The following is a 12368-nucleotide window of genomic DNA, read 5'->3' as shown; positions in this document are numbered from 1 at the left end:
GCAATGTGAGGCGTGAATCACTATCGTCCGAAATCCATGTAGAGTCCAAGACTTAGTTCGACTCATTTATGTGGGACAACCACATAATGAAACCGGAAGGAGCGACATGGAACTGCGTCAGCTGCGCGCGTTTCTCGCAGTCGCCGACGAACTTCATTTCGGCCGGGCCGCCGAGCGACTCCACATCGGGCAATCCCCGCTCAGCCAAACCATTCGGGCGCTCGAGCGCGAACTCGGCACCGACCTGTTCGTCCGGACTACCAGGTCAGTGCAGTTGACCGCCGCCGGTGAAGCCTTGGTCACGCCTGCACGGATCATCGAAGCGCAGATTGCCCTCGTCAGAGATATCGCATCGGCTGCCTCGACCGGGGAAACAGGCCGTGTCACGGTGGGTTTCGGCGGAACCGGCGGCTACACGGTGCTGTCGGCTCTCACACGGTCCTTGGCCGACTCCCATCCGGGAATCGAACTGGAACTACGGCCGCAGATGTACTCGGGTGAGGTGCTCGACGCTCTCCGACGCGGAACACTCGACATGGGCATAGTCGGCCTGCCCATTCCGCGCGGATTCGAGACTCACACGGTGCGCGAGGAAACCTTGATGGTCGCAGTTCCGGCCAGGCATCACCTCAGTACCCACGACTCCGTGTCACCGGAAGACCTGGCAACCGAACGATTCGTGATGTATCCCGCCGAGCACGGCTCGGTGGTGCGCGATGCGACGTTGTCCGTGTGCGCCACAGCAGGTTTCACGCCCACCGTCGCGCACGAAGCCCCCGATCCGTACAGCCTGTTGGCCATGGTCGGAGCGGGGGTCGGGATCGCCGTCGTCGTGGAGTCGACGGCGCATCTGTCCATGGACGGGGTCGTGTACCTGCCGATCGCCGGGGCCACGCCCACGCTGAAAATCGCGATGGCATGGCGACCGAACAATCCGACGCCGGCAGTACACACCGTCACCAGGGTGCTGAAGGAGCAGCCTTAGGCTCTCGCGAGAATCCCCGCGAAATCCGTTCCTACAGGAAGAGTTCCGTACTCGTGACCGCGGTCGGCGCCGAGGCGAGCGGCAATGAAGGCATCGGACGAAGCGGCCGGGGAGTGGCGCACCATGAGCGAGGCCTGCAGTGCCAATGCCATAGCCTCGACGACGGTCCGAGCGCGGAGCTGGGCGTCGGCGGGTGCCATCGTGGCGAGCTCACCGAGTTGGCGTCGCACCCGATCGAGGTGCTGATCGAGGTCCGGGTTGTTCCCGCGAGCGAGGTTGATCTCGTGGTCGAAGGCCGCAACGGAATCGGGTTCACGGGTCATCGCGCGCAGGACATCGAGCGCGATGACGTTGCCTGACCCCTCCCACACGGCCATGACGGGCTGCTCACGGTAGCGACGGGCAAGCGGGAAGTCCTCGGTGTAACCGTTGCCGCCCAGGCATTCGAGGGCTTCGTAGGAGTGGTGCGGACCGCGCTTGCAGATCCAGTACTTCGCAACGGCTGTCGCGAGTCGGCGGAAAGCCTTCTCCTGCTCGTCCGCGTCCTCGTCCTGGGCGCGAGCCAATCGCAGTGCGGTGATGGTCGCGGCTTCGGATTCGAGAGCCAGATCGGCAAGTACCGACGTCATTGCCGGCTGATCTGCCAGGACGGCACCGAAAGCGCTGCGGTGCCGCGCATGCCACACCGCTTCGGCCACCGACTGACGCATACCCGCAGTGCTGCCGAGAATGCAGTCGAGTCGCGTCTGGGACACCATTTCGATGATGGTCCGCACACCACGGCCCGGTTCGCCGATCATGGTGCCGACGGTGCCGTCGAGTTCGATCTCGGACGATGCGTTGGACTTGTTGCCCAGCTTGTTCTTCAGACGTTGGATACGGAAAACGTTGCGTGTGCCGTCAGGCAGGATGCGGGGCAGAAGGAAGCAGGAAAGTCCCTCGCCGGCAGTACCTTCGGCCTGGGCGAGAACCAGGAAGGCGTCGGACATCGGCGCCGAGCAGAACCACTTGTGTCCGGTGAGCAGGTAGTCCGCACCCGGGCCGCCACGTCCGGCCGGCTTGGCGATGGTCGTGTTGGCTCGCACGTCGGAGCCGCCCTGCTTCTCCGTCATCGACATTCCGAAGATCGCGGATGCCTTTCCGGGAGCGTCCAACTCGGGGGTGTAGCTCCGAGAAAGGGCGCGCGGGTTCCAGAGGGCGGCTACATCCGGCTGCAGCTCGAGCGAGGGGATCACGGCGTGCGTCATGGAGATCGGGCATGCGTGACCCGGTTCGACCTGGGAGAAAAGCATGAATGCCGCGGCCCGAGCCACGTTGGCACCCGGCTTCGGGTCAGCCCAGGCAGAGGTGTGAGCACCGTGCGCAACGGCGGCAGAGATGATCCGGTGATATGACGGATGGTATTCGACCTCGTCGATGCGGTTTCCCCAGCGATCGAAGGTCTTCAGTTCGGGGATCACCGTGTTGGCCAGCTCCGCGTCGTGCTGGAACCCGGCACTGCCGACCAGTTCACCGATGTCGGTGAGTTCACTGGTGGCCCAATCGGCGTCGTGGCGCGCGACGCCTTCGACCAGGACCGTATCGAGCAGGAACTCGTTGACGTCCGTGCGCGGTACCGACTGGTTGAGCACTGCATGGGTGCGATGCGGCGCCGGGTGGGTGACGGTGTTCTCGGAGACAGTCTTCTCGGAAATATCAGTCATGACAGGCCTTTCAGCTCGCGGCGCGGATGAGGTGCTTCTGGATCTTGCCGGTCGGCGTGCGCGGAAGGATGGTCGCGAACACCACTTCACGCGGAATCTTGTAGCGCGCCAACTTGTCCGAGAGGTAATCCTTGATGTCGTCGGCGCTGATGACATCCGGTTCACGCCAGACGACGTGTGCGACGACGGTCTCGCCCCATTCTTCGTTGGGTTTTCCGACAACGGCGACGTCGACGACGTCCGGGTGGCCGGAGATCACGTCCTCGACCTCCTTGGAGTAGACGTTCTCGCCGCCCGTGATGATCATGTCCTTCGCGCGATCGACGATGAAGAGGTAGCCGTCCGCATCCTTACGCGCCAGATCGCCGGTGCGATACCAACCTCCGTCGGCAAATGCAGCCTTCGTGGCAGCGGGGTCGTCGAGGTACCCCTGCATGACGGTGTCGGCGCGCAGCCAGATCTCACCGATCTGATCGGGCTCCGCGTCGGTGCCGTCATCGGCAACCAGTCGCAGGTCGACGCCGGCCAGCGCGACGCGGCCGATCGAGCCCGCTTTGCTCAATTGCTCTTCGGGGTACAGCACAGTCCCGACGGGCCCGGTCTCGGTCATGCCGTAGACCTGCCGGAATTCGGTGGTGCCGTACGACTCCACCAGTCGCCGAGCAACATCCGCACCGATCGGTCCGCCGCCGTACAGCCACGCACGAACGCTGCCGAGGTTGTAGTCGGCGAAGTTCGGCACCAGGTTGAGTGCGGTGGTGTAGATGACCGGTGGCCCGAAGCAGAGGGTAATACGCTGTTCCTGAACTGTTTCCAGGAACTTGACGGGGTGATACTCGCGCAGCAGCACGACGGTTCCGCCCATGTAGAGCGTGGACATGAACCAGTTGTTCAGTGGGGAAGCGTGCCAGATCGGGACGGCCATGAGCAGTCGCTCGTCTCGAGTCGTCGACACGGCAAGGGCCGCGGTGACGGCTACGCCGACGACGTTGCGATGGCTGTGGACGCAACCCTTGGGCGAGCCGGTAGTCCCCGAGGTGTAGAGGATCTCGGCAGGATCGTTCTCGTCGATGTCGATACCGTCAACACCCTCCTGGCGAGTGATGGCGTCGTCGAAGAAGTCGAAACCGTCTGCGACAGAGTCCGTGCTGATCAGCTTGGCTGTGGTCTCCAATCGATCGACGACCGGCGCCAACTCACCGTCGAAGACGCACACCGACACCTTCGCGTGCCCCAGCACGTAGGCAACTTCCGGAGTCTGCATCTTGTGATTGACGGGAACCACGACGGCACCCAAGCGCCAGGCACCGAGCATCGCGTACACGAATCCTGGAGTGTTGTAACACATCAGCGCCACACGGTCACCTGGCTGCACGCCCAGCGACTGTAAATATCCTGCGGCGCGCCGACTTCCGTCCTGAACCTGGGAGTACGTGTGATCGTGACCGTCGAATATCAGGAAGGGTTTGTCCGGGGTCTTGGTGACGTTGCTGTCGAATACGCGAACGATGTCCATCGAAGTCCTTGTCGGAGAATCACGCTCGAAGAGAGTTCATTCCATCGAGCTGTTGAGTACGGCGTCGGGTATCTGGAGAGTGGCGAAGATGACGGCGACCGCCTCCTCGAGGGAGTAGCCGAAGCTCTCGCCGGTGGCAGTCTTCTGGATGACGAGGCCGAAGATCGCAGACCAGAAGGCCTTGGATTCGACGTCGATGCCCGCGCGTAGCTGCCAGCCGGTGCGGACCAAAGTGCGAAGGAGGGCAGTTTCACCCGAGGAATGCAGAGTGCGAAGCGTTTCGGAGATCAGGTCACGGAGTTCACCACGACGACCCGTCATCATCATCGCTTCGACGAACAGTTCGACGCTGGGAGCGCCCGAGCCCAGGAGGGATCCGACCAATTTCTCGGTGTAGTCACCGACAGTGTCGGCGTCGGCTGCATCGACCTCGGCGCGCTTGCCCGCGCGCAGAACGGCCGCACACGCCACCTCGACGAAGAGCTTCTCTTTGGATCCGTAGTAGTAGGTCACCTGGTTGGGATGAGCGCCGGCGGCGGTGCAGATCTGCGCGATGGACACGCTGTCGCCGTGTTCGAGAAACAGGTCGGTTGCGGCATTGAACAGCGCCATACGCGTCTGCTTGCCCGACTCACGCGTGGCGCGCGCTGCGGGAACTGCCTCGGTGACCATCACGAACTCCTACTTGTTTGTATGACAAACAATAACTCGACGTTGTTTGTATGACAAACAATTTCTTCCCGGCGTGATGACATGTCGACTCCTATCGACATGTCTGATGTGCGGGATTACTCTCTGAACATCGAGCACCCGAGAACTTCGGATTTTCTGCGAGGAGGCGCCCTGCAATGCTCACGCGATCCGGCTTCTCCCTGCCCACACGCACGAATCTCACGGGCGACTGGGCAGATTTGTTGCGTGAGCATTTTGTCGCGCTCGACGTATCCGACATCGAAGACGGGGACGGATTCAGCGGGGCCGTGCACTCGGCCCAACTCGCTCACGTTCGGGTGTCCGCAGTTCAATCGATGGAACAACGAATAGTCCGTAGCAGCAGCCTGATCAAGAGCGACGGTGCGGACTACCTGCAAATCGGCATGATCCGCCGCGGTAGCGCGGTAGTGCGCCAAGACGACCGCGAATGCGTCCTGCGACGTGGCGACTACGTCCTGTACGACACCACGCGCCCCTTCGATTGGCAGATCGAGGGACACGCACACGACGGCATCTGGGGACTCGAGGTGTTCACCTGGCCACGGTCGTACCTGTCGCTCAGCGACGCGGAGGTCACGAGCCTGACCGCCATCGCTTTTGACGGACACGCGGGCCTGAGTGGCCTGCTGGGTCGCTTTCTTCACGATCTTGCCTCCGTCCGCATGACGTCCGACGCGAGCGGAGACGAAGAGGAAGTCGTCAACGAGATCGGCGGCCTGGTCAAGTCCGTTCTTCACGCAACGGCACGTCCGATCACCTCTCGGCGAACCAGCCTCTACGAATCCGCCCTGTCGGTCATAGACGCCCGCATCGCTGACCCGACCCTGTCTCCGGTGGACATCGCGGGATCGGTCAAAGTCTCCATTCGCCAGTTGCACCGAGCCTTCGCCGAACACGGCACGACGGTGTCACGCTCGATTCGCAGCCGTCGACTCGACGGTTGCCGTCGCGAGATCGTGCAATGCCACGCAGCAGACCGGTCGCTGACCCAGATTTCTCACCGCTGGGGATTCACCGACCTGGCCGCCTTCAGTCGCGCATTCAAGGCGGAGTTCGGAATCAGCCCGCGGCGGTACCGGTCGCAAGCAGCGACCCCAAGCAATCCCCGCTGATCTGTAACATCTTCAGCCACTTGCCCATTCAACATGGTGTCCAAAACGTTCTGACGCCGACGCCTATCCACAATTCTTGGCGCGGTAGGCCAAATATCGGGCGTTGACGGCCAAGTTTGATCGGCCTCGCGGGCGTAGATTTTCGGCACGGCGTTGCCAAGTGCCAGGCACCCGATTCGACTACCCACACCACAGGGAGCACTCATGGAATCTGCAATCGGTGAACACCTTCAATGCCCGCGCACGTTGACCAGGCGCGTTCCGGATACCTATACGCCACCATTTCCCATGTGGGTCGGGCGCGCAGACGACGCATTGCAACAGGTCGTGATGGGCTATCTCGGCGTGCAGTTCCGCGACGAAGATCAGCGCCCGGCTGCACTGCAGGCGATGCGGGATATCGTCGCCGGCTTCGACTTGCCGGACGGGCCGGCACACCACGATCTCACCCATCACATCGACAACCAGGGCTACGAGAACCTGATCGTGGTCGGATACTGGAAAGATGTTTCCTCCCAACATCGTTGGAGCACATCGACTCCAATAGCTTCCTGGTGGGAGTCCGAAGAGCGCCTGTCGGACGGGTTGGGGTTCTTCCGCGAGATCGTGGCACCGAGAGCCGAACAGTTCGAAACGCTCTACGCGTTCCAAGACGACCTTCCCGGGGTCGGAGCGGTCATGGACGGCATCAGTGGCGAGATCAACGAACACGGCTACTGGGGTTCGATGCGCGAGCGGTTTCCGATCTCCCAAACCGACTGGATGCAGGCCTCGGGCGAACTGCGGGTCATCGCCGGTGACCCAGCCGTAGGTGGACGCGTAGTAGTGCGGGGGCACGACAACATCGCACTGATCAGATCCGGACAGGACTGGGCCGACGCGGAAGCAGACGAGCGCAGCCTCTACCTGGACGAAATCCTGCCCACCCTCCAATCAGGCATGGATTTCCTCCGCGACAACGGCCCGGCCGTCGGGTGCTACAGCAACCGATTCGTGCGCAACATCGACATCGACGGAAACTTCCTCGACCTGAGCTACAACATCGGTCACTGGGCCTCACTCGACCAACTCGAACGGTGGTCGGAATCCCACCCCACCCATCTGCGGATCTTCACGACGTTTTTCCGGGTGGCCGCGGGTCTGTCGAAATTGCGTCTCTACCACGAGGTCTCGGTATTCGATGCCGCCGATCAGCTGTACGAGTACATCAATTGCCATCCCGGCACCGGCATGCTGCGCGATGCAGTGACCATCGCCGAGCACTGACCGAAGCCGCCGGGAATCTTCGGCGACGTTCTTTCCCTCGGAGGCAACTCGAGATATGTTGACGAGTGTCGACATATCGCAGTAGAGGCCATCGAGGAAGCGCGGACAGCAGACAGTGACTACTCAACGAAACGAAGAGTTGGCGTTTGCTGTGCTGGCCGACCAGGTACGTCGACAGATTCTCGACACTCTGGCTACCCACGGCGAGTGCAATGCGGGTTTCATCAGCGATCAAATTTCGACGGTCGGTCGCACCACGGTATCCACACATCTCAAGGCGCTGCGGTTGTCCGGAGTGATCGTCGAACGGCGTCAGGGACGTCATCGCCTGTTTTCGATCGATCCGTCGGGGCCGGCCAACGATGCACTCCAGTTCCTGCGCGACGTCCTCGGGCGAGCGCTGGAAGCAGGTTCGAACACGTCCGAGTCGCCGACCACGGCGACTGAGGATTCCGAACCGGCTTCGGTGCGTCGCCGGGCGTGAGGCCCTGTTTGAGCCCCAGCATCTATTTCAGGCAGGAAGTAGAACGTGCCAGGTCTCTCCGTAACGGCACAGATCGTGACGACCGACCCACCAGGGTCAGCCTTCGAGCGCCTCGAAACGGGGCAACTGCTCGAACTCGAATGTGAGCAACTGACGGTCGGGGCCGCTGTCGCCATCTCCCTTCCCGTCGGCGACGGCGTACGTGCGGATCCAGCCGGAATGCCGATCACGCTGTTGGGTTACGTCGCCGGCGTGAAGCGGGGCCGATCGGTAGTGATCGTGCACCACCAACCGTGGCGCGGCCGCCTGACGATCCGGTTCTTTCCCGACGGCACCGGAACCCGGATCGTTCTCGAGTCCAGCCTCGATCAGGACGGAATTTCCTGGCTTGCCAACAAGCGCGGATTCGCGCCACCCGAGCCTCCGCGTTCCGACCGACATCGGATCGGATTGCTGGTCAGCAAATCCGGCCCGGCAGCTGTATTCGCCCAGGCGACAGAAACACTCGCTGCCCTGGCCGTGGAAGAGATCAATGCCGACGGCGGTGTCGGCGGCGTTCTCGTCGACTTGGTGATCGGCGATGACGCTTCCGACTCGGCGGCCGGAGCGGCGACCGCGCTGCGATTGGTGAAAAGCGGGTGCCGCGCCATTTTCGCGTGCGTGACGTCCTCGACCTTCAATGCCGCTGCATCTGCGTTGCAGAACACCGGTGTGCTGTTGGTGCACACAGTTCTCAACGAAGGAGGTCGATCGCGTCCGGGAGTCCTTCGATTGGGTGAGCGGCCACTCGACCAGACACGAGCGGGCATACCCGCAATGATGTCCGAGACCGGTTCTCGCACTTGGTTCCTGGTCGGTCAGCAGTATTCGTGGTCGTTCGGAGCGCATTGGGCGGCCCGACGTGTGATCGCCGAATCCACAGGTTCGGTGGCCGGCGAAGTCTACGTACCGTTGGGGACAACCGACTTCTCGCGCATCATCGAGTCGATAGTCGACTCCGGGGCCGAACTGATTCTTTCCACTCTGGTGGGCCATGACGAGGTCTTCTTCGAACGACAATGCGCCCAGCACGGACTGCGGGCCACCACGCGGACGTTTGCATTGGTCCTCGACGAGGCCACTCAGCAGCTCATCGGCAATTCCGATGCCGACGGAGTCTGGGCGGCATTCGGCTACTTCCAATCCGCGGCCGGTGACCACGACCTCGAAAAGCGATACAGCGCAAGCTCGAACGAACTCCTGCCTCCGCTCAGTTCCCTGTCCGAGACAACGTACGAAGCGATCGTCGCTTACGCACGCGCAGTCGAACGAACGTCGGCGGGCGATCCGGAAACAGTACTTCGGCAGCTTGCCACGACGCCGAAAAGCTCTACGAACACCGGTTTTCCACTGAATCGGCCGATTCTGATCGCTGAATCACGCCGTGGGCGACTGTACCCCCGCTCTCTCTGAGCGCGCGTAACCCGAACTTAACGAGTCAATATGTCGATACCTATTGACGCAATTATGGATCCGGCCCTAGTCTGAAAGACAAGTGAAGCCGATCACATCAGGAGCACACTTCTCATGGCGACAATCCGACCTGACGACCAAGCAATAGACGCCGCCGCAAGGCATTACGGCATCACTCTCGACCAAACAGCCCGGCTCGAGTGGACGGCACTGATCGACGGAGCACTGGGCTCCTACGACGTCGTCGACCAGTTGTACGCCGACGAGGCAACCCCGCCGACCACGTCACGCGAGCACGCGGTGCCAACTGCGAGCGAAAACCCTTTGAGCGCTTGGTATGTGACCACCAGCATCCCGCCGACGTCGGTCGGCGTCCTGACCGGCCGACGCGTGGCGATCAAGGACAACGTGACCGTGGCCGGAGTTCCGATGATGAACGGATCTCGGACGGTAGAGGGATTCACTCCGTCACGCGACGCGACTGTGGTCACTCGACTACTGGCGGCCGGTGCAACCGTCGCGGGCAAAGCTGTGTGTGAGGACCTGTGTTTCTCCGGTTCGAGCTTCACACCGGCAAGCGGACCGGTCCGCAATCCATGGGACCGGCAGCGCGAAGCAGGTGGATCATCCGGCGGCAGTGCAGCACTCGTCGCAAACGGTGACGTCGATTTTGCCATCGGCGGGGATCAAGGCGGATCGATCCGGATCCCGGCGGCATTCTGCGGCGTCGTCGGGCACAAGCCGACGTTCGGGCTCGTCCCGTATACCGGTGCATTTCCCATCGAGCGAACAATCGACCATCTCGGCCCGATCACACGCACGGTCCACGATGCAGCACTGATGCTCTCGGTCATCGCCGGCCGCGACGGTAACGACCCACGCCAAGCCGACAGCGTCGAAGCAGGTGACTATCTGTCCACCCTCGACTCCGATGTGGACGGCCTGCGAATCGGAATCGTTCGAGAGGGATTCGGGCACGCGGTCTCACAGCCCGAGGTCGACGACGCAGTCCGCGCAGCGGCACACAGTCTGACCGAAATCGGTTGCACGGTAGAGGAAGTAAACATCCCGTGGCATCTGCATGCTTTCCACATCTGGAACGTGATCGCCACGGACGGTGGTGCCTACCAGATGTTGGACGGCAACGGATACGGCATGAACGCCGAAGGTTTGTACGATCCGGAACTGATGGCACACTTTGCTTCTCGACGCATTCAGCACGCCGACGCTCTGTCCGAAACCGTCAAACTGGTGGCCCTGACCGGCCACCACGGCATCACCACCCTCGGCGGCGCGAGCTACGGCAAAGCCCGGAACCTCGTACCGCTTGCCCGCGCCGCCTACGACACTGCCTTGAGACAATTCGACGTCCTGGTGATGCCAACGCTGCCCTACGTCGCATCCGAATTGCCGGCGAAGGACGTGGATCGTGCAACCTTCATCACGAAGGCTCTCGGGATGATCGCCAACACGGCACCATTCGACGTGACCGGACATCCGTCCCTGTCCGTTCCGGCCGGCCTGGTGAATGGGCTTCCGGTCGGAATGATGATCACCGGCAGACACTTCGACGATGCGACAGTCCTTCGTGTCGGACGCGCACTCGAAAAGCTTCGCGGCGCGTTTCCGACGCCGGCCGAACGCGCCTCCGACTCTGCACCACAACTCAGCCCCGCCTAGTCCTGACGCACTGTCAGACAACAAATTCCACCGATTCACACATGATCTGCCCACATAAGAAAAGGTGAACCAGATGTCAGTAACGATCGACCACACAACGGAAAACGCCGCACCGGCCCAGGCGCCGGTCTCCGACCGGGCGTGGGCACTGTTCCGCGCACTCGACGGTAAGGGATTAATACCCGACGGTTACGTCGAGGGATGGAAGAAAACCTTCGAGGAGGACTTCAGTCCAAGGCGCGGAGCGGAATTGGTAGCGCGCGCATGGACCGACCCCGAGTTCCGGCAGTTGCTTCTCACCGACGGTACCGCCGCAGTTGCCCAGTACGGATACCTGGGCCCCCAGGGCGAATACATCGTGGCAGTCGAAGACACACCGACACTCAAGAACGTGATCGTGTGCTCGCTGTGTTCATGCACCGCGTGGCCCATCCTCGGTCTGCCACCTACCTGGTACAAGAGCTTCGAATACCGTGCGCGCGTGGTCCGCGAACCACGGAAGGTTCTCTCCGAGATGGGAACCGAGATCGCGTCGGATATCGAGATTCGCGTCTACGACACCACCGCCGAAACTCGCTACATGGTCCTCCCGCAGCGTCCCGCCGGCACCGAAGGCTGGAGCCAGGAACAACTGCAGGAAATCGTCACCAAGGACTGCCTGATCGGGGTTGCAATCCCGCAGGTTCCCACCGTCTGATCACCCCGACAAGAAGGAAGCACACCATGGATGGAGTACACGATCTTGCCGGAGTTCAAGGCTTCGGCAAAGTCCCGCATACCGTCAACGCCGACATCGGCCCCACCTTTCACTCCGAATGGGAACACCTGCCCTACAGCCTGATGTTCGCCGGAGTCGCCGAACTCGGGGCCTTCAGCGTCGACGAAGTGCGATACGTCGTCGAGAGGATGGAGCCGCGCCACTACATGATGACCCCGTACTACGAGAGGTACGTCATCGGCGTCGCGACACTGATGGTCGAAAAGGGAATCCTGACGCAGGACGAACTCGAAAGCCTTGCGGGGGGACCGTTCCCACTGTCACGGCCCAGCGAATCCGAAGGGCGGCCGGCACCCGTCGAGACGACCACCTTCGAGGTCGGGCAGCGAGTACGTGTGCGCGACGAGTACGTTCCGGGGCATATTCGAATGCCTGCGTACTGCCGAGGACGCGTGGGGACCATCGCTCACCGGACCACCGAGAAGTGGCCGTTCCCCGACGCAATCGGTCACGGTCGCAACGACGCCGGCGAAGAGCCCACCTACCACGTGCAGTTCGCCGCCGAGGAATTGTTCGGTAGCGACACCGACGGTGGAAGCGTCGTTGTCGACCTCTTCGAGGGTTACCTCGAGCCTGCGGCCTGATCTTCCAGCATTCCAGGCGGCGGTCACGCGATCACAGCGGTTCGTGCGACCGCCGCCTGATCACCACGATTCACTCATTCGGAAGGACACTGGA

11 protein-coding genes are annotated in these 12368 nt (G+C 62.1%); 8 read left to right on the top strand and 3 right to left on the bottom strand.

From position 1 onward, the window contains the following. Window positions 1–106: 106 nt before the first annotated feature. Window positions 107–985: a LysR family transcriptional regulator gene (locus ACZ3J7_RS31365; RefSeq protein ID WP_200313079.1), complete on the top strand. Its 879-nt coding sequence runs from the start codon at window positions 107–109 to the stop codon at window positions 983–985. Here the strand turns inward: ACZ3J7_RS31365 and ACZ3J7_RS31360 are convergent. The 3 genes from ACZ3J7_RS31360 to ACZ3J7_RS31350 are packed head-to-tail and all read right to left on the bottom strand — an operon-like array spanning window position 982 to window position 4876. After that, window positions 982–2688, bottom strand: coding sequence for an acyl-CoA dehydrogenase family protein (locus ACZ3J7_RS31360; protein WP_298775641.1), 1707 nt, complete (start codon window positions 2686–2688; stop codon window positions 982–984). The two genes, ACZ3J7_RS31365 and ACZ3J7_RS31360, sit on opposite strands and share 4 nt — an antisense overlap. 10 nt (window positions 2689–2698) lie before the next feature. Further along, window positions 2699–4204, bottom strand: a complete 1506-nt coding sequence (locus ACZ3J7_RS31355; RefSeq protein WP_298775643.1) for a class I adenylate-forming enzyme family protein — start codon at window positions 4202–4204, stop codon at window positions 2699–2701. 36 nt (window positions 4205–4240) lie between these two features. Beyond that, on the bottom strand, window positions 4241–4876 hold the full coding sequence (locus ACZ3J7_RS31350; protein ID WP_298775646.1) for a TetR/AcrR family transcriptional regulator C-terminal domain-containing protein: 636 nt from the start codon (window positions 4874–4876) through the stop codon (window positions 4241–4243). A gap of 176 nt (window positions 4877–5052) precedes the next feature. On the opposite strand from ACZ3J7_RS31350, the gene ACZ3J7_RS31345 reads away from it, so the two are divergent. The 7 genes from ACZ3J7_RS31345 to nthB all read left to right on the top strand — a co-directional run bounded on the left by ACZ3J7_RS31345 (window position 5053) and on the right by nthB (window position 12274). After that, entirely contained in the window at window positions 5053–6030 is a 978-nt protein-coding gene (locus ACZ3J7_RS31345; protein WP_298775648.1) for a helix-turn-helix domain-containing protein, read from the top strand. A gap of 204 nt (window positions 6031–6234) precedes the next feature. Further along, entirely contained in the window at window positions 6235–7296 is a 1062-nt protein-coding gene (gene oxdA / locus ACZ3J7_RS31340) for an aliphatic aldoxime dehydratase (protein WP_166813389.1), read from the top strand. Window positions 7297–7411: 115 nt separating this feature from the next. After that, a complete protein-coding gene (locus tag ACZ3J7_RS31335) occupies window positions 7412–7780 on the top strand; it encodes an ArsR/SmtB family transcription factor (RefSeq protein ID WP_095973572.1) in 369 nt (122 codons plus the stop codon). Between the two features lie 45 nt (window positions 7781–7825). Next, window positions 7826–9232, top strand: a complete 1407-nt coding sequence (locus ACZ3J7_RS31330; RefSeq protein WP_298775651.1) for a substrate-binding protein — start codon at window positions 7826–7828, stop codon at window positions 9230–9232. 114 nt (window positions 9233–9346) lie between these two features. Beyond that, entirely contained in the window at window positions 9347–10912 is a 1566-nt protein-coding gene (locus ACZ3J7_RS31325) for an amidase (RefSeq protein ID WP_298775653.1), read from the top strand. A gap of 73 nt (window positions 10913–10985) precedes the next feature. Next, window positions 10986–11609, top strand: a complete 624-nt coding sequence (gene nthA / locus ACZ3J7_RS31320; protein ID WP_298775656.1) for a nitrile hydratase subunit alpha — start codon at window positions 10986–10988, stop codon at window positions 11607–11609. A gap of 26 nt (window positions 11610–11635) precedes the next feature. Beyond that, a complete protein-coding gene (gene nthB, locus ACZ3J7_RS31315) occupies window positions 11636–12274 on the top strand; it encodes a nitrile hydratase subunit beta (RefSeq protein WP_298775658.1) in 639 nt (212 codons plus the stop codon). The last annotated feature ends 94 nt before the right edge of the window (window positions 12275–12368 follow it).

It is taken from the genome of Kitasatospora sp. NPDC015121, from assembly GCF_055562955.1.
This window is presented reverse-complemented; position numbering and strand designations above follow the sequence as displayed.

Excerpts from the sequence above, each read along its gene's own strand:
- ACZ3J7_RS31325 (WP_298775653.1), top strand. The coding sequence starts at position 9,347 with ATGGCGACAATCCGACCTGACGACCAAGCAATAGACGCCGCCGCAAGG.
- ACZ3J7_RS31350 (WP_298775646.1), bottom strand. The coding sequence starts at position 4,876 with ATGGTCACCGAGGCAGTTCCCGCAGCGCGCGCCACGCGTGAGTCGGGC.
- oxdA (WP_166813389.1), top strand. The coding sequence starts at position 6,235 with ATGGAATCTGCAATCGGTGAACACCTTCAATGCCCGCGCACGTTGACC.
- ACZ3J7_RS31355 (WP_298775643.1), bottom strand. The coding sequence starts at position 4,204 with ATGGACATCGTTCGCGTATTCGACAGCAACGTCACCAAGACCCCGGAC.
- nthA (WP_298775656.1), top strand. The coding sequence starts at position 10,986 with ATGTCAGTAACGATCGACCACACAACGGAAAACGCCGCACCGGCCCAG.
- nthB (WP_298775658.1), top strand. The coding sequence starts at position 11,636 with ATGGATGGAGTACACGATCTTGCCGGAGTTCAAGGCTTCGGCAAAGTC.
- ACZ3J7_RS31345 (WP_298775648.1), top strand. The coding sequence starts at position 5,053 with ATGCTCACGCGATCCGGCTTCTCCCTGCCCACACGCACGAATCTCACG.
- ACZ3J7_RS31360 (WP_298775641.1), bottom strand. The coding sequence starts at position 2,688 with ATGACTGATATTTCCGAGAAGACTGTCTCCGAGAACACCGTCACCCAC.
- ACZ3J7_RS31365 (WP_200313079.1), top strand. The coding sequence starts at position 107 with ATGGAACTGCGTCAGCTGCGCGCGTTTCTCGCAGTCGCCGACGAACTT.